The 17,605-nt window shown below is 59.2% G+C and carries 19 protein-coding genes; 17 read left to right on the forward strand and 2 right to left on the reverse strand.

The genetic code is table 11. The features are described from left to right. Window positions 1–137: 137 nt before the first annotated feature. The 5 genes from O3648_RS05330 (at window position 138) to O3648_RS05350 (ending at window position 4,866) form a co-directional block, all read left to right on the forward strand. The gene (locus O3648_RS05330; RefSeq protein ID WP_371568938.1) at window positions 138–638 is read left to right on the forward strand and encodes a DedA family protein; all 501 of its coding nucleotides are present in this window, start codon (window positions 138–140) and stop codon (window positions 636–638) included. A 96-nt stretch (window positions 639–734) separates the two neighbouring features. After that, entirely contained in the window at window positions 735–1,919 is a 1,185-nt protein-coding gene (locus O3648_RS05335) for a LysR substrate-binding domain-containing protein (protein WP_371568941.1), read from the forward strand. A 26-nt stretch (window positions 1,920–1,945) separates the two neighbouring features. After that, the gene (locus O3648_RS05340) at window positions 1,946–2,455 is read left to right on the forward strand and encodes an NUDIX domain-containing protein (protein WP_005508451.1); all 510 of its coding nucleotides are present in this window, start codon (window positions 1,946–1,948) and stop codon (window positions 2,453–2,455) included. Next, window positions 2,455–3,636 (forward strand): glycine betaine ABC transporter substrate-binding protein, encoded by a 1,182-nt coding sequence (locus O3648_RS05345; RefSeq protein ID WP_279789673.1) that lies wholly within the window; start codon window positions 2,455–2,457, stop codon window positions 3,634–3,636. The genes O3648_RS05340 and O3648_RS05345 overlap by 1 nt, the downstream gene beginning before the upstream one ends. A 6-nt stretch (window positions 3,637–3,642) precedes the next feature. Beyond that, window positions 3,643–4,866 (forward strand): pyridoxal phosphate-dependent aminotransferase, encoded by a 1,224-nt coding sequence (locus O3648_RS05350; protein WP_371568944.1) that lies wholly within the window; start codon window positions 3,643–3,645, stop codon window positions 4,864–4,866. Between the two features lie 137 nt (window positions 4,867–5,003). Here the strand turns inward: O3648_RS05350 and O3648_RS05355 are convergent, their stop codons facing one another. Both O3648_RS05355 and xseA read right to left on the reverse strand, forming a co-directional pair. After that, the gene (locus O3648_RS05355; RefSeq protein ID WP_371568947.1) at window positions 5,004–5,270 is read right to left on the reverse strand and encodes an exodeoxyribonuclease VII small subunit; all 267 of its coding nucleotides are present in this window, start codon (window positions 5,268–5,270) and stop codon (window positions 5,004–5,006) included. A 53-nt stretch (window positions 5,271–5,323) separates the two neighbouring features. Continuing rightward, a complete protein-coding gene (xseA, locus tag O3648_RS05360; protein ID WP_371568950.1) occupies window positions 5,324–6,625 on the reverse strand; it encodes an exodeoxyribonuclease VII large subunit in 1,302 nt (433 codons plus the stop codon). A gap of 154 nt (window positions 6,626–6,779) precedes the next feature. On the opposite strand from xseA, the gene O3648_RS05365 reads away from it, so the two are divergent. From O3648_RS05365 to O3648_RS05420, 12 genes are all read left to right on the forward strand, one after another. Next, window positions 6,780–7,988, forward strand: a complete 1,209-nt coding sequence (locus O3648_RS05365; RefSeq protein WP_279789678.1) for a dehydrogenase — start codon at window positions 6,780–6,782, stop codon at window positions 7,986–7,988. A gap of 27 nt (window positions 7,989–8,015) precedes the next feature. Continuing rightward, window positions 8,016–9,101: a 4-hydroxy-3-methylbut-2-enyl diphosphate reductase gene (locus tag O3648_RS05370; protein ID WP_279755113.1), complete on the forward strand. Its 1,086-nt coding sequence runs from the start codon at window positions 8,016–8,018 to the stop codon at window positions 9,099–9,101. Between the two features lie 279 nt (window positions 9,102–9,380). Continuing rightward, a complete protein-coding gene (locus O3648_RS05375) occupies window positions 9,381–10,334 on the forward strand; it encodes an ATP-binding cassette domain-containing protein (RefSeq protein ID WP_371568954.1) in 954 nt (317 codons plus the stop codon). A 54-nt stretch (window positions 10,335–10,388) separates the two neighbouring features. Next, on the forward strand, window positions 10,389–11,147 hold the full coding sequence (locus tag O3648_RS05380; RefSeq protein ID WP_279755115.1) for an ABC transporter permease: 759 nt from the start codon (window positions 10,389–10,391) through the stop codon (window positions 11,145–11,147). A gap of 149 nt (window positions 11,148–11,296) precedes the next feature. Further along, a complete protein-coding gene (locus O3648_RS05385; RefSeq protein ID WP_371568956.1) occupies window positions 11,297–12,553 on the forward strand; it encodes a sensor histidine kinase in 1,257 nt (418 codons plus the stop codon). 138 nt (window positions 12,554–12,691) lie between these two features. After that, the gene (locus O3648_RS05390; RefSeq protein ID WP_371568958.1) at window positions 12,692–13,324 is read left to right on the forward strand and encodes a response regulator; all 633 of its coding nucleotides are present in this window, start codon (window positions 12,692–12,694) and stop codon (window positions 13,322–13,324) included. A 216-nt stretch (window positions 13,325–13,540) separates the two neighbouring features. Then, entirely contained in the window at window positions 13,541–14,626 is a 1,086-nt protein-coding gene (gene ychF / locus O3648_RS05395) for a redox-regulated ATPase YchF (protein ID WP_279741172.1), read from the forward strand. 406 nt (window positions 14,627–15,032) lie between these two features. After that, window positions 15,033–15,512, forward strand: coding sequence for an Asp23/Gls24 family envelope stress response protein (locus tag O3648_RS05400; protein WP_279741171.1), 480 nt, complete (start codon window positions 15,033–15,035; stop codon window positions 15,510–15,512). Window positions 15,513–15,724: 212 nt separating this feature from the next. Next, a complete protein-coding gene (locus tag O3648_RS05405) occupies window positions 15,725–16,141 on the forward strand; it encodes a hypothetical protein (RefSeq protein WP_279741170.1) in 417 nt (138 codons plus the stop codon). After that, window positions 16,138–16,686 carry a DUF6286 domain-containing protein gene (locus tag O3648_RS05410; RefSeq protein WP_279789685.1) on the forward strand — a complete coding sequence of 183 codons (549 nt, stop codon included), beginning with the start codon at window positions 16,138–16,140 and terminating at the stop codon, window positions 16,684–16,686. Before O3648_RS05405 ends, O3648_RS05410 begins: the two co-directional genes overlap by 4 nt. 187 nt (window positions 16,687–16,873) lie before the next feature. Then, a complete protein-coding gene (locus O3648_RS05415) occupies window positions 16,874–17,353 on the forward strand; it encodes a hypothetical protein (RefSeq protein ID WP_279741166.1) in 480 nt (159 codons plus the stop codon). Further along, the coding region (locus O3648_RS05420) for an RNA polymerase sigma factor (protein ID WP_371568961.1) at window positions 17,343–17,605 on the forward strand (263 nt) is incomplete at its 3' end. The genes O3648_RS05415 and O3648_RS05420, both read left to right, overlap by 11 nt.

Raw genomic sequence — 17,605 nt, forward strand, 5'->3', positions numbered from 1 at the left:
TATTGCAGGCGACAAGGGGCAATAACCCCTGGCTGAAAAAAATTTAAAAAAATTTTAGCCCCCTCCGTACGTTGAATAAGAAGCCTCAAAGAACCTTCAATCAGGCTAATATTGCCCACTCATGAGAAAATAGCCAGATGAAAGATTGGTTTGACGCACTCCCGATTGAGGTAGCCCTAGCAATCATGTGGGGTGTCGGCATTGTTCGCACCAGCATTGTCTACGGCCTCGGAGTGCTGACCGCAGAAGGGGGATCCCGCTTTGACCGCATCCGCAAAGCCATGGATAGCCCGCTCTACCGCAAAGCGCGCGCCTTCATCAACCGATGGGGCGTTATTGCCGTGCCCCTCTGCTTTCTTACCGTGGGTCTGCAAACCGCGGTCATCATCACGACCGGCTTTACGAAAATGCCGTTGCGTCGCTGGGTTCCCGCGATGCTGGTCGGAACCTTAATATGGGCGTGTATCTACACCACCATCGGTTTCGCAATTCTTGCCGCGCTCGGCCTGGAACCGTGGATGTTCCCGGTCGCCCTCGCCATTGTTATTACGGTGCTGGTCATTGCGGCTCAGCTGCGCGAACGCCGCATTAACCGCGAAACCGTTGAGAACGCTACGGCAAACATTACCGAGAACTAGTCCTGCCTCCAGCAGGGGATAGGTGCACTATCTCCCCGGGTTGAGGCCGCTTACCTGACCCCAATACCCCCGCCCAAGATGTGCTAGCGTGGAGGGATGACTTCATCCGCACCCTCCACCGTAGGTATCCCCGAAGAGCAGCCCGCCAACGACCCCGCTCTCACCGCAATCGACCCCGAGCTGAGCGCGCCTGAAAACGCTACCGACGAGGTAGAAACCGAAGCGCTCACCGAGGCCCCCACCCGCGTGTACCTGCATCCCGAGCAGCTGGCAATGATTCAGACTCCGGAGGCTTTGCCCATCCCCGTGCTACAGCGCTCTGTGCTGCGTGTTAGCTACGTTCCGGCGATTATGCCCGGCAAGTGGTTCAACCGCTGGCATGAGCGTTACGGCGACCGCGTGCAGCTGGCGGAGGTACCCGTGCGTGAGGCGCGCGGCCTGGACTCCCTACATCAGGATTTGTGCCTGATTGATCCCGCCGCCAACCCCCCTGCTGGATCTTCAGAAGAGGGAACCTCTGAGGTGCCTGCCGAAGTTGCCGAGCACTCTCCCATTGAGTGTAAGGACGTACCCGAGAATCCCTTCGCACACATGAGCATTGTGCGCCCCGACCGCGAACCGGTAAGCACCGACGGCGAGAAGTACCACAGCATCCGCCTCTACGAGGAACTGCCCGTGGTCATTCTGCCGGTGGATCATGTGCTCACCGTACTTGATGAGGTGCCCGTGGAGGAGCTTGCCGAAGAGTTCCTGTTGCAACCGGCCTCCGATATTCCCGCCTATGAGGAAGTATCCCGCGCCTGGCGTGAGAACGCAGGTCGCATTGTGCCCGAAGGTCTGACCGATAAGGAAACCATCGAGCTGGTTGCCGCCGGTGTGGGCCTGTACATTGTGCCCATGTCCATTGCGCGTTTCTACCACCGCAAGGACCTCACCTACCGCCCCGTTGCGGGCTTGGACGTCTACCCGGTGCACCTGGTGTGGCCGCGTGCCCCCAAGGGCGAGCCGCGCAGCGAAGAGCTTGAAGCGCTCCTGCAGGACTTCATCGGTATTGTGCGTGGCCGCACCGCAACCAGTGACCGCGGCAGCGAAACCCGGCAGGCACGCGCTGAACGCGTCGCCGCCGAAAAAGCAAAGGCAAAAGCGAAGGCACGAGCCGCCAACGCCCGCCGTGAAGCACACGATAAAAAACGCGCCAACGCCAAGAAAAACGGTAACGCACGCCAGCACTCCCGACAGACCGCCAAAGCCGCCAGTGCACGCCGCGGCAAGAAACGCTAAAGAACGATAGACGGTAAAATCAAACCATGGCATTAGCAATGGAAACCCGCCCCGCAGCCTACGCAGTCATCATTGAGCAGGGCAAGCTGCTCATGACCCGCTGGGTGCCCGAAGACCGCGCACTCAGCCCTCTCTGGTCCCTGCCCGGAGGCGGCATGGAACCCGGCGAACAGGCCGATGAAACCGCGCTGAGGGAAACCCTTGAAGAGACTGGCTATAGCGTCGCTATTGAAGACATTCTGGGCGTGCACGCCGGGCACTTCCCCGTGCGCTCCACCCAGAAAGACCCGCAAGCGCTGCCTTTCTGCGCCCTGCGGGTGGTTTTCCGTGCCCATATTGTCACCGGCGAACTGCGCCATGAAATTAACGGTTCCTCCGACACCGCACGCTGGGTACCCATCGCTGAGCTAGATACCATCCGCTACGGTACTCTCATAGACGAGGTAGCCTCCATGATGGGCTACTCCAATGCCGCCAGCTGGGCACGCGAATACCGCGAATTTCTTGCCGACGAAAATGCACGGAAGCTTCCCTAATGAACCGACTAACCATCACCCGCCGTGCGGTGTTCACCTCCCTGGTGCTCATGCCGCTGCTCGCCGCCTGCGGGAATAATGACGCAACCCCCCAGATGGACCCTTCCGCATCCAGCTACGGTACTCTGCGCATCGGCTACGGTGCCCTGCGTGAAATGCGTGCTGTGGCGCACCTGTACGCGCGCGCCCTGCGACAGGTTGGCTACTCCGTTGAACTAGTTGACACCGACAATAGCCGCGCTACCGCCCTGCGCGGGCTCATGGTTCCTTCGGCTAACTCCGCCACCCCTACCGCAACTTTGCCCGACGATGAGGAAACCGGTAGCACCGCAGCCGCGCTTGAATCGTTGGACCTGGTTATCGACTACAGCGGTGACCTGCTGCTTTACCTGACCGACGACGGAAAAATCAGCCCCGCCGCAGCGCAGAACGAACGCATCGCGGCCTCCGTGAGCGCCTCCGCTCAAGCCGCAGGCGTGACCCTGCCCCCGGCAGCTACCCCCAACCCGGAGGAGAGCACCGCCTCCGCGCATGCTAGGGACGCAACCGCGAGCCCCACGGCAAGCTCTACCCGCTCCGCAGACCCCATCAACCTGCGTGCCATGAGCACCACCGACATGACCAACGCCATCTCGCGTATCCTGCCCGAAGAGCTCATGCTCCTCAACGGTGCCCACGCCACCAACAAGGATGTACTGGTCACCACCCGCGCCGTGAGTGCCCGCCACAAGCTCAACTCCCTTGCGAACCTGCGTGAGGTACACTCTTCTCTGGCGTTCTCCATTCCGACCGGGTACTCCAGCGGCACCTACGGCGTGGATTCTTTGCATAGCCTCTACCGCTACCGTGTGCACAACCCGAAGATTCAGGACAACCCTGCCGAGCGCGTTAAAGCCCTGACCTCCGACAGCGTGCAGGTGACCCTGCTGCACAGCAGCGACTCCGCGATTGAAGAGAACCGCCTGGTTATCCTGGAAGACCCGTCAACGGCACTTTTGCAGCAGCAGTTGGTGCCCATTATTCGTCGTGCCCTGCCAGATAGCGCCCGTACGGCAATTAACCGCGTATCATCTACATTAGACACGGGTAACCTCTCGTTCCTATTGCGTCTGACCAGCGGATCCAACCCCATCGCAGATGATGACGCAGCGCAATTCATTTTGGATCACCCTAGAAAGTAAATCATCATGACGAAGTACCGTCAGTCCTCAAAGTTGAGCAACGTCCTGTACGACATCCGCGGCCCCATTCTGGACGAGGCCAATCGCATGGAGGCGATGGGTCACCGCATCCTCAAACTGAACATTGGTAACCCCGCCCCCTTCGGCTTTGAAGCGCCCGACGCCATCATGATGGACATCATTCGTCACCTGCCCGAAACCCAGGGCTACTCCGACTCCCGCGGCCTCTACTCGGCACGTACCGCCATTGTGCAGCACTACCAGAACCGCGGCATTATGAATCTTGACACCGACGCCGTCTACCTCGGCAACGGCGTGTCTGAGCTAATCCCGATGACCCTGCAGGCACTGTGCGAGACCGGCGACGAAATCCTGGTTCCCATGCCTGACTATCCGCTGTGGACCGCATCCACTGCGCTGGTTGCCGGCAAGCCCGTGCACTACCTCTGCGATGAGGAAAACAACTGGTACCCGGATATTGAAGACATTAAGTCGAAGATTACCGAGCGCACCAAGGGCATCGTGGTTATTAACCCGAACAACCCCACCGGCGCCGTGTACCCACGCGCAGTCCTGCAACAGATTGTGGACGTGGCACGCGAGCACAATCTGGTGGTCTTCGCTGATGAAATTTACGAAAAGATTACCTATGACGATGTTGAGGTAGTCAACATGGCAACCCTCACCGGCGACGACGTGCTCTGCCTGACCTTCTCCGGTCTGTCCAAGGCATACCGCGTCTGCGGTTACCGTGCAGGCTGGGTCGCTATCACCGGCCCGAAGAAGGACGCCACAAGCTACCTTGAGGGTATTCACCTGCTCGCCTCCATGCGCCTGTGCTCCAACGTTCCGGCACAGCACGCAATCCAGACCGCGCTCGGCGGCTACCAGTCCATTAACGAGCTGATTATTCCCGGCGGCCGCCTGTACGAGCAGCGCACCCTGGCGCACAAGATGCTCAACGAGATTGACGGCATCAGCTGCACCAACGCCGAAGGCGCACTGTACCTGTTTCCGAAGATTGATGTTGAGCGCTTCGACATTACTGACGATGAGCAGTTCGTCCTGGACCTGCTTAAGAGCCAGAAGATCCTCTTCAGCCACGGCCGCGCCTTCAACTGGAAGGATCCGGACCACTTCCGCCTGGTGTTCCTGCCCGATACGCAGACCCTCACCAGCGCCCTGGAGCGTCTGGGTAACTTCATGGCTGACTACAAGCAGAAGCACTAGCCTTCCCGCCTCTGCTACATATAGACAGAAGTAGCCTGCCCCGCAGTTCTGATGAGCTACGGGGCAGGCTATTTTTAGTGGCTTAGCGGATGCGTGATGCGCCAGAGGGCCGAGGAACGCGCCGGGGGAGGGGCGTGCTAGTTCGCCGCAGGCTCCCCGCCCTGCGCACCAGTCTGCACACCGCGTGCCGCGTTCAGGCGCTCCTGTGCGCCCTGAAGCCACGCCTCGCAGCGGGCGGCTAGTGCCTCGCCACGCTCCCACAGGGCGATGGAGGTTTCTAGGTCACTGGCGCCGGACTCCAGCTGGCGCACGACCTGCTCCAGCTCGGCACGCGCCTGCTCATAGCCGAGGGTTTCGATGGGTGCGCCCAGTTCGGCGCTGTTGAAGCTAATGTTCTCGCTCATTGAGGAACCTTTCAGAGGTAAAAACTAGGGGTAAAACTTAGGGGTATCGAGGTTTAGGAGATGTTTGAGGGATCCGTGGAGTTTACGGTCGCCTGCGCCGAACCGACCGCCGCGCGCACCGTAATCTGCTCGCCCTCGCTCAGCGCTGAAGCGTCACGCACAATAGCGCCCGCGGCATCCTGAACGATGGAGTAGCCGCGGTTGAGCGTCTGCGCAGGTGAGAGCGACCGCACCCGTGCCAACGTATGCGATAGGGTTGCTGACTCGCGCTCCAGACGGTGATGCACCGAACGGTGCGCACGCTCGCGCAGCTGGCTCAGCTCCTCCACACGCATGAGCAGGGAGGACTCCGGATGGGTGAGCACCGGGCGGCTACGCAGCTGGGCAATGTAGTTCATCTGCATGCCCACGTAGCCGAGCACCGCTCGGTCCAGGCGGGCGCGTGCCTCGATGATACGGGCGGTTTCCTCCGAAATATCGGGCACAATGCGCTTACCCGCATCGGTGGGGGTGGAGGCGCGCAGGTCGGCGACCGCATCGAGGATGGGGGAGTCCGCCTCGTGACCGATTGCCGAGACCACCGGGGTGGTGGCTGCTGCGGCGGCGCGGATGAGGGCTTCCTCGGAGAAGGGCAACAAGTCCTCGAAGGATCCGCCGCCTCGGGCGATGACGATGATGTCCACTTCCGGGTGGGCATCCAGCTCGGTAAGAGCCGCAATGACCTCAGCCGCCGCGCCTTCACCTTGAACGCGGGTATTGCGCACTTCGAAGACCACACCGGGCCAGCGCAGGGAGGCGTTGCGGATAACGTCCTTCTCCGCATCAGAATCGCGACCGGTGATTAGACCGACCCTGTTCGGTAGCATGGGTAGCGGCTTCTTTCGCGCGTCAGAGAACAGCCCCTCGGCGGCGAGAGCTTCACGTAGACGCTGCAGCTGCTCATGCAGGTTGCCGGTGCCGACCGCGTACACTTCCTTGCCGATGAGGGAGAGTTTGCCGTTCTTCCACAGGCTCGGCTTGGCGCGGGTGACGATGCGAGCGCCTACGGTCACATCAGCTGCCAGGCCGCTACCGGCACGCCCGAAGAGTGCGAGGGTGAAGGAGAAGTCTTCGTTGAGGTCTTTGAGCTCCATGAAGACGTTGCCGCCGCGGCCATTTAGGGAGGCAACCTGCGCCTCCACCCAGAGCTCGGGAACCTTATCTACGTAGTTTTTGAGGTTCTGTGCGAGCAGGGCGAGGGGCCAGGGGTTGGTTGCGGTGGTTTCCTGAGACTTCCCGGGAAGCTGCCGCTCGTGCACGGGTGGCACCACCAGGGCGGGTGCCGGCTGCGCTGCGGAAAGGTTGTAGAAGTTCATACCCTCTATTGTCCCTGATTGGTGAGTTATGCGCCTGCTCACAGGTCAGTCAAGCGAATCGGTGTATCTTGCACGCAACCAGAAAGACTTAGCTTCTGGCGCATTCTGCGGGTCCGAATCGGCTTTGAACAGTGTGAGCGGGTACCCTAGGCTCATGCGCTCACCCGATCAGTCAGCACACCAGAACAATGCCCGCAACACCGCCGCGGCTTCGTCAGCGGCGGGTATTGGCACCCAAAACTACCCGGCGGATACGACCCGAGTCGTCGACACCCGGATTACCCGCACGGACGGCTACTATACGGCGGATGAAGACACCACCCTGCTACAGCCCACCCGCACGCTCGGCCACACCGCAGCCCCCACCAAAGCTGAGTTGCAGGCGGCCCCGGAGCCTCCCTTCGCGGCAGGTTTGCGAAGGTTCCTGACCGTTGTGCTGTGCACCCTGGCCCTGGTCACCGGTCTGGGGGCAACCACGGGTTCCTGGGTGAACTCAAAGCTCATGTCAGAGCGTGGTTTCTCGCAGATTTCCTCCAACCTGGCGGAAGACCCAGAGCTTGCCTCACGCATCGCCGACGGAGCGGTGGAAGACCTCATGAACTCCGAGGCTATGACAACCTTCCTCGACGGCACCAAAGAAAGCGGCTTATACTCCATTCTTGTAAAGCCGACACAAGACGGCATACGTTCCCTGCTCAACCGTTCCGCGGCTGAGCTATCAAAAACTAAAGAATATCGAAGCCTCTGGAAGGAAATAGCTGAGGAAACTCGCCGCTACAACCTTGAGCACCAGGACGGCCCTGCCGTCATTGTGCTCACCCCCTTCTACCGCGCGCTGGATGCGAAGATCGGCTCTATCGGCTTCTTCGACCCGGACCTGACGAAGCTCGGCCCTGAAACCCTCAACATTGACCGGGTAAAGGACGGCAGCAACCAGCAGGGTCAGCAGGATTGGTACCTGCACGCCGGCATTAACCGTGCCGCCGCGTTGGGCAAGTCCACAGTGCCGCTGACCATCATTTCGGTGCTGAGCCTGCTGCTGGCTACGTTGCTGGCACCCAGACACCGCATCCTGGTGCCGGTGGTTACGGCTCTGCTCTACGCCCTGCTGTGCTGGGGCGCCGCATCCTGGTTTGGCGGTCAGAGCCCTGAATCCCTGGGAATTACCAGCCACAGCACCGCCGGAACGGCGCTGATTACCGGGATATGGAACCAGCTTGCACCGTCACTGACCGAGCATTTGCAGGCGGCGGCAAGCTACGGGCCGGTCCTGGCGATCATCGCCCTGCTGCTCGGTATTCTGATCCGCCTCATCGCCCTGGGACGTAACCCTGCGAGCGATGCCACAGCCATCACACACTAAAAGTCCGAACAACGTAGGATAGTAACCATGTCCACTGAAACTATTGCCCTGGGCCTGCCGCCCGTACCCCGCGAGCGCCGCAGTCGCGCCGAGGTTGAAGCCGCTGCACCTGTCAATGGCGAGAAGAAAGTCCTCCTCGCCACCCCGCGCGGTTACTGCGCAGGCGTTGACCGTGCCGTGATTGCTGTTGAGAAGGCACTGGAGCACTATGGTGCGCCCGTCTACGTTCGTAAGCAGATTGTTCACAACCGCCACGTGGTAGAGACCCTGGAGAAGCAGGGCGCTATCTTCGTTGATGAAGTGGACGAAGTTCCCGAAGGTTCCGTGACCGTGTTCTCGGCGCACGGCGTGTCCCCGGCAGTGGTTTCCGCAGCCGGTGAGCGCTCCCTAAACACCATTGACGCGACCTGCCCGCTGGTGAACAAGGTGCACCGTGAGGCCGTACGCTTCGCAAAGCAGGACTACGACATCCTGCTCATTGGCCACACCGGCCACGAAGAGGTTGAAGGTACCGCCGGCGAGGCACCCGAGCATATCCAGATTGTGAACTCACCCGACGAAGTGGACCAGGTGACCGTCCGCAACCCGGAGAAGGTCGTATGGATTTCTCAGACCACCCTGTCCGTGGATGAGACCCTGGAAACCGTGGCGCGTCTGCGTGAGCGCTTCCCCTCCCTGCAGGACCCGCCCTCGGACGACATCTGCTACGCAACCTCCAACCGCCAGGGTGCAATCAAAGAGATCGCTCCGCGCGCTGACTTGGTGATTGTGGTTGGTTCGGCGAACTCCTCGAACTCCGTGCGCCTGAAGGAAGTGGCACTTGAATACGGCGCTAAGCGTGCCGAGCGTGTGGACTTCGCACACCAGGTGGACGAGGCCTGGTTCGAGGGCGTGGCGACCGTGGGTCTGACTTCGGGCGCGTCCGTGCCGGAGGTGCTGGTTCAGGAGGTGCTGGCGCTACTGGCTGAGTACGGCTACAGCACTATCGAAGAGGTTGAGACCGCGAAGGAAGACATTCTGTTCTCCCTGCCGAAGGAACTACGTTCCGCCCTGAAGAATGACGAGAACGTCGGCCGCCAGCTCGGTGGCCGTGGCGCGAAGCCCACTCGCTAATACTTTTAGCTTATGACCCCGTGTCCTCTTCCCCGTGTGGGGAGAAGACACGGGGTTTTTCGTGTCTGAGGATGAGCGGGCAAGGAAGCTTGCGCAGCTTCACGTTCACGCTACGCGGGAGAGTGCGCCCTCTGCGGAGCTGGGGAGCCTTGAGGACGGAGTGCCCGCTTCGCGTAACTGACCGAGACGTTCGCATATCCTCAACTCATGACATTTGTCATGGGCAGGTCATGACACTCTGTACCGCACCGGTGTGAAAACCGGCGGTGTAATAGAAACATGAACACCGCAGTACTTCAGAACAGCACGCAAAATATCGCAGAAACCGTTATTTCCGCCCGCTCCCTCCGCCAGGTTTTCTCCACCCGTGCGGCAGACACCGTGGTCGCTGTCGACTCGATTCACCTGACCATCAAGCGCGGCGAAATCATCGCATTGCTCGGCCCCAACGGCGCAGGCAAGACCACCCTCATTGACATGATTCTTGGTTTGACCCAGCCCAGCGGCGGTGAGTTGAGCGTCTTCGGCCGCAACGCCTCCGAGGTGGCACGCGCCGGTCTACTCGGTGCGGTTCAGCAGACCGGTGGCCTGCTCAAGGACTTGACGATTCGCGCCACGGTCGAGATGATTGCCGCCCTGTACCCCAAGCCCATTGATGTGGATGAGGTACTCGCCGGCGCCGACCTGACCGAGATTGCTAAGCGCAAGGTCGGCAAGTGCTCGGGCGGTCAGCAGCAGCGTCTGCGTTACGCCTTGGCGACTATGCACTCGCCGGAACTGCTAATCCTGGACGAGCCGACCTCCGGCATGGACGTGAATGCGCGCCGTACCTTCTGGGAGCGTATGGAAGCCATCGCCGAGCGTGGAACGACCATTCTTTTTGCGACGCACTACCTGGAAGAAGCGCAGAATTTCGCCCAGCGCATTGTGCTTATGGAATCCGGCTCTATCATCGCTGACGGCTCCTCCGACGAGATCCGTGCACTGACCGGCCACCGCCACCTCAGCTTCCTCGCAGCCGCACCCATCACCGACCTGGACGTGCCGGTTGAGGTTACCGAAGAGTCCGGCGGGTACCGCCACCGCATCTCCGTGCTGGAAATTGAACAGGTACTGCGCACTCTGCTGAACAACTACAGCATCACCGACCTGGAGGTCACCAAGCCCTCCCTGGACGATTCCTTCACCCTGCTGACTGAGCAGGCCGCCGCCTCCAAGGCATCCGAAGCCTAAACACCACACCGCCTCAACATCACACCGCCGTTACATACTTTCAAGGAAAATATCATGCTCCGCTACGCACTCTACGACATCCGCGCTTCTCTCTTCTCTATGGACCGTTTCTTCTTCGGCGTGGCACTGCCTATCGTCTTCTTCCTGCTCTTTGGCGCGATGCAGGAGTATGCCTCCCAGCCGATGGGCGAGGGCAACGTAGCTGCATACGTCATGATTGGCATGGCGCTATACGGTGCCGTGCAGAACACCGTAGCAATTAGCGGCAGCACCGTCACCGAGCTGTCGAGCGGCTGGAACCGCCAGCTGGCATTGACCCCGCTGACCACCGGCAAGTACCTGGGTGCGAAGACATTGACCGCGCTGGTGATTTCTGCGGTGCCGGTGATTGCGGTGAATATTGTGGGCATGTTTACCGGTGTGGAGATGCCGCTGAACCAGCAGCTTGCGGCTGGTGCCCTGACGGTGATGTGTGGTCTGGTATTCGCTTTCTACGGCATCATGATGGGTCTGCTGATTCGTAACGAGAACGCCGTGTCTATTGCGAACGGTCTGCTGGTGGTTATGAGCTTTTTCGGTACCGTGTTCTCCCCACTAAGCACCGACCTGCTGAACTACGCCCGCTTCACTCCGCTGTACGGTGCCGCTGAGATTGCCCGCTACCCATTCGCCGCAGGTCAGACCATTATTCTGGGTGGTAAGGACTGGTTCGTCACCGAGCCTCTCTGGTACGCCGTGGTGAGCCTGGTCGTGTGGGCGGCGATCTTCCTGGGTGTTTCTGCCCTGCTGATGCGCCGCGCAACCCGCCGCTAAATGCTTCTTTCCGCTGCAGTCTCAAGAGTTCCGTAGTATCAGGGGCTCCCGAGGCTGCGGCGGAAGCCATACCCACTCACACCACATCTACTAACACAGCCGCGCCGGTGGTATCTGCACCCGCGGTACCCGCACGTTAGGCTAGACCCATGACCGAAACCCACACCCACCCGAACGAATACCCTCATGCAGAGAACGAGGCGGCCCCCTCCGCCGCGCAGCATACCCTGGGTAAGAACCGCTTCCGTTTCCTCCACCGCGAACGCCGCGGCAGCGTGAACTGGCTGGCGCTGGGCTTCAGCGCCCCGTGGCTGGTGTTTCTGCTTATGCCGCTAGATAGATTCCTCACCGCCCCGGAGCTGGCGCATATGCGCTGGATCGGTGTGGCGCTGGTGGCGCTGTTCGCGGTGGTGAACTGCTCAGCGTACGCGGTGCCGTGGCTGGTTCCGGTCGCCTCCACAATGCGCCGAAACGTCATCTGGACGACGCTGATGGCACTGCCCGTGGCTGGTCTGACGGTACTGCGGGTGGAACCGGCATATATGGTGTTCCTGGCGTTCAGTATGTACTTTGTGGCGTTCTGGATTTTTGGCACAATCGCCCCGTACCGCCTGCGCTTGGGCGTAGCGGCGACGATTGCCGTGGCCTGCTGGTTAATTTTTGTGGCGGGTACCGGTTTTGATGTCACCGCGCATGGCGGTAGTTCCCTCTTTATTGGTGCGCCGATGGCGGGCTTGCTGGGCTTCTCCTACTTGATTGAGCTCGGTGAACGTGCGGGCGTAGCGCGTGCCTCCCTGGCGCTCTCTGAGGAACGTGAAGAGATCGCCCGTGACGTGCACGACGTGCTGGGCCACTCCCTGACCGTCATCACCCTCAAAGCGGAGCTGGCACAGCGCCTGCTGGAGATTGACCCCGCCCGCGCCGGTGCGGAGATGGAGGCTATCGTGCAGCTGTCCCGCGCATCCCTGGCGGAGGTTCGTTCAACCGTGACGCGTCTGCGTGTGCCTGATTTCTCGGGCGAGATTGAGGGTGCGGGTCGTGCCCTACAGACTGCCGGTATTCGCGCCGAACTGCCGGAGGCTCAGAGTGCGCTCGCGGTGGCTGGTGTGAACGCGAAGCTGTTCTCCTGGGTTCTGCGTGAGGCGGTGACGAACATGGTGCGCCACTCGGGCGCGAACGCGGCTCGGGTGCGTCTGAGCGCAACCGGTCTGGACATCATCGATAACGGCGTGGGTGTGGGTGATGCCCGTGGTAACGGTCTGACGGGTATGGGTCAGCGTGTGGCGGCCTCCGGCGGTAGCGTGGTGATTGAGACGGCACCCGAGCAGTGGCTGGAGGAGAACCCTGCTGGTGGGGTGGGCACCCGCATCCGTGTGAGCATGGATGGCGATACCTCACTGCTGTAGGTAGATGCTGCAGATTGTGGAACTTAGTGCCGCGCCCTAGACGGGTAAGCTACCCACCCCTGTATGGTGGTGGTAGACAACCTATCACGGTTGTTCCGCCCGGTATGTTCTGCCCGTCTTCAGCCCTGGGAGGCTTCCATGATTCGTGTTCTGCTCGCTGACGATCAGCAGCTCATCCGTGAGGCTCTTGCCGCCCTACTGGGTCTGGAGGTTGATCTGCAGATTGTGGGTCAGGTCGGTAGTGGCGACGAGGTGCTGGGTGCTGTCGCACTGTTGCAGCCGGACGTGGTGCTGTTGGACGTGCAGATGCCCGGTACTTTGCTGACTGATGGTATTGAGGCGGCTGCGGCGCTGCGTAATGCGGGTGCTTTGAGCGAGTCGGGTGAGCCGGTGCGCACTCTGATTGTGACGACTTTTGGCCGCCCTGGCTATGTGCGCCGCGCGCTGGAGGCTGGTGCGAGTGGTTTTGTAGTGAAGGATACGGGTGCTCGCCAGTTGGCGGAGGCGATTCGTCGTGTGCATGCGGGGTTGCGTGTGGTGGATCCGTCGTTGGCGGCGGATTCTTTGGTGACGGGTGCTTCTCCGTTGACGGAGCGTGAGGCGCAGGTACTGCGTGAGGCGGTATCGGGTGGTACGGCTCAGCAGATTGCAGCGGCGTTGTTTTTGTCGGCTGGTACGGTGCGTAATTATTTGTCGGCGGCAATGGCGAAGACGGGTGCGTCGACGCGTCAGGATGCGGTGCGTATAGCCACGGAGAACGGCTGGCTCTAGCCCCCTGATCTCATCAACCAGGGCGGCTCCTGCCTGAACACGGTAGAATGGTAGTGTTTATGTCCGCAGGCGCCCCGCACCCGTTTCTTCCCGAGACTTGCGGTGCCGCGCTTGGAAGCGGGCACCATTTTCGCCCTGTGCCCTCCCACACCCGCCGCATCACTTACGCGGCGCATCCTGAGTGTATGGCGGGGTACATGATTCGAAGGAAAACTTGTGGCTCTAACTATCGGCATCGTTGGCCTGCCTAATGTGGGCAAATCCACCCTGTTCAACGCTCTGACCGGCAACACTGTGCTGGCGGCTAACTACCCGTTCGCGACCATTGACCCGAACGTGGGCGTGGTGAACCTGCCGGATGTGCGTCTGAACCGCCTGGCTGAGATTTTTGGTTCGGAGCGTATTCTGCCTGCGACTGTTTCGTTTGTTGATATTGCGGGTATTGTGAAGGGCGCTTCTGAGGGTGAGGGCCTGGGTAACAAGTTCCTCGCGAATATTCGTGAGGCGCATGCTATCGCCCAGGTGGTGCGTGCGTTTGATGACCCGGACGTCATTCACGTGGACGGCAAGGTTGATCCCGCCTCCGATATGGAGACCATTAACACTGAGTTGATTCTGGCTGACCTGCAGACTCTGGAGAACGCTATTCCGCGTCTGGAGAAGGCTGTGAAGATTAAGAAGGGTGACGCCGCTCAGCTGGAGACCTACAAAGCCGCGCAGAAGATCCTGGAGGATGGTGACACCATCATTTCTCGTGTGAAGGACGCGAAGCTGGAGCTGGCTCACTTGAAGGAGCTGAACCTGCTGACTGCTAAGCCGTTCATTTACGTTTTCAACGCTGATGAGGGCATTCTGGCCTCTGAGGAGAAGCAGCAGGAGCTGCGTGACATGGTGGCACCGGCTGAGGCTGTGTTCTTGGATGCGAAGCTGGAGGCTGATCTGGTGGAGCTGTCTGAGGAGGAGGCTCGCGAGATGCTGGAGATGAACGGTCAGGATGAGTCCGGCCTGGACCAGCTGGCTCGTGTGGGCTTCTCGACCCTGGGTCTGCAAACTTATCTGACTGCTGGCCCGAAGGAGGCCCGCGCCTGGACTATTTATAAGGGTGATACTGCGCCGCAGGCTGCTGGCGTGATTCACTCTGACTTTGAGCGTGGCTTCATTAAGGCTGAGGTTGTGTCTTTCACTGACCTGGATGAGGCTGGCTCCATGGTGGAGGCGAAGGCTCGCGGTAAGGTCCGTATGGAGGGCAAGGACTACGTCATGCAGGACGGCGACGTGGTCGAGTTCCGTTTCAACGTCTAAGCCGTAAAAACATAAAAGCGGAGCCCAGCACTGTGCACAGTGCTGGGCTCCGCTTTTATGTTTGTTGGCTTCTTCTGAAGAATCTGGTTGGGATATCTTCTTGTTTGACTCTATAGGATGACAAGATAGAAAGCTGTCTTCCGAAGTATTTGTGACAGATTATTGCACGCAAAATATGACCTTTTTTGAGCTGTGTGATTCATTGCATAAAATAAAGTTATGACGAAACCACATCTGGTAGCGTCTAACTATTAGCACGGCAAATATGACGGGCAGCAAAACCAGTCAGATCAGTCAACAGAGAAAGCTGATTGTGGATGCCACCGAGGGCACCTTGACTATATTGCTTACTGCATCGTGCATAACCGTTATTAACCATCTCGGATTTTTACGAAAGAGGCTCCAAATGAGCAACAACGCTATCCCCCAGACTGCAAAGCAGCGCGAGCACGACGAGAACAAGGCTGAAGAGACCAAGGAACCCCGCGGTCCTCTCCAGACCGAGCACGGTATTACCACCATTGATGAGAGCGTCGTCGCAAAGATTGCTGGCATGGCAGCTCGTGAAATCCCCGGCGTCTACGACATGGGCAATGCTGTTCGCCGTGCGTTTAGCGCTGTGACCGACCGTATCCCCAACGCTCAGACCAACGTCGCTGGCGGCATTAGCGTCCAGAAGGGTGAGACCCAGGCAGCTATCGAGGTTACCGTAGTCGTCGAGTATGGTGTCTCCATCGTTGAGGTTTCCGACGCAATTCGTCGCAACGTTATCGAGCAGCTTGAGGGCACCACCGGTCTTGAGATTGTTGAGGTCAACATCAACGTTACCGACGTTCACCTGCCCGAGGATGACTCTGACAAGTCTGAGGACACCGACCTCAAGTAACCCGCATCCAACGCCTTAATCTAAGGAGTTCTTATGAAGACAACGCACCTGGCCCTCCTAGTGGGCCTGTTCCTTGGAGCCGTTCTTGCCTTCGGTTCTTTCGGAACGTTTGTTCTGGTAGCCCTGTGTGGCTTTGCCGGATGGGCCGTAGGCCTCTGCATGGAGGGCCGGGTCGATGTCCGAAGCCTCCTGGACGGGCGAAAGAAGTGACGATGGTGACCGCGAACCAGCGTATAAACACGCAGCTAAGTGCTTCCCAGGAAGAACGTTCTTCCTGGGAGCACCGCGGCACCACCACCATCCCCGCGCGACTCGTTGCAAAGATTGCAGCTGAGGCTGCAAACGAAAGCGCCAATGTTGGCTCAAATGCTGGAGGTGTACTGGGAATTGGTACCCGCCACAACTTCGACTCGCGCCCTGAAGCCCAATGTGAACTCTACGGCCAGGTAGCAGTCCTGCACCTGGACATCGGACTGGTCTTCCCCGCACCTTTGTCCCCCATCATCGAACATCTACGCACACACGTGCGTAATCGCGTTGAGTACCTCACGGGGCTTAGTGTGGGCAAGATTAACATTGAGATATCCTGGCTCAATCCGAGTAGCCACGTTAGGAAGAGCCTTAAATGAGTACACCTGTTCCGAAACTAATTCGTCGTCCCTCGCGAAGCATCCCTAACATCCTGTTGGCTCTGGTATTGCTCGCCTTGGGAGGACTGGTGGTTTGGCTTGCGGTTCACCGAATGGTGAACGGTGCCTGGCCTGAGTCTATGGTGGGTACCCTCACCGCTATTGGTTCTACCACTCTTGGCTCCATCACGGCTATTATCTTCGCCATCATCTTGGCGGGGTGCGGTCTGGCTATGATCATTGGCGCTGTGTGGCCTGGACTTCCGGATCGCCTGGAAATTTTCCCCGACGATATTCCCGGTCAGACTGTCGCAAAACGCCGAGACTTGGCTAACCTCATTCAGACCCAGATTGAGCAGCTTGACGGCGTCCACTCCGCTATCGTTACTGCTAACGGCTCCCGCGTAGACGTTATTGTCTATAGCGTCTTGGACGACCTCGGCCCCGTGCGTGAAGCTGCGCGGAAGAAGACCAACGAAGTGCTAAAGATGCTTGCACCCGTGGGTATTGTACGTACTCGCGTGCGGATTAAGCATATTAGCTAAAGGAGATAGGAATATGCGTTCAGTTTCTGGTGTTTTGAATAGAACTGTCCTGGCCATCTTTGGGCTTCTCCTTGTAGTAACGTCCTTTTGGCTTTTAGCTTCGGGTTTCAATGCTGGTCAGACTTGGCCTGAAATTGCACCTTACCTGGCCTCTGCACAGGACCCGATAGCTAGCTTTATCGGACCCATGGTGCACACACCGTGGTTCCTGCCTGTAGTAGCACTGGTATCAGTACTTATTATCATTGCTGGCTTGTTCATGCTGGTTGCACAGGTTCCCCGTAAAGCTACTACTTCTCCTTTGAAGTTTAGCGGTTCTGAGGGTGTGCTGATGGCTACTTTGGCACCTGAGGTTCTGGCGCAGGCTCTGTCTGAGCGTGCTCGAGAAGTCCCTGGTGTAGAAAAGTGCGCTGTCTGGGTTACTGGTTCCCCGAAGAGCCTGTGGGTTCAGGCAGAGGCTACTGTCTCTCAGGGGTGTGAGGTTGAGTGGGCTATTGCTGAACTGAAGAACCGACTTAACAATGATGTGGCAGTATCTTTCGGCGCGACCCCCAAGCAGATTGACGTTCTAGTACGGCTGGAGCGTTCTTCGAAGCAGCGTAATGTCTCCGAGTCTGTAACTGGCCATCATGCACCCGAAATCACGGGAGAGAGCATTGGCGCGTAACCCTCAGAGCGAGGTAACGCTGGAACCTCAGCCCCATCAGTACCCCACTGCGCAGCTGAGTGCTTTGTCTGAATCAACGCAGGACGAGGATCGATACCTCGTTCTGCGTGCTCAGGACGGAGATATTGACGCCTTTGAGAAGCTTGTTAAGCGTTATCAAGGGCGTCTCTTTCGCTCTGCATATATGATTGTTCGGAACCGTCAGGACAGTGAGGATATTGTTCAAGACACCCTTGTCCAAGCTTGGGGTAG

This window comes from Rothia sp. 27098_8_161 (assembly GCF_041432905.1).
GTDB lineage: Bacteria > Actinomycetota > Actinomycetes > Actinomycetales > Micrococcaceae > Rothia.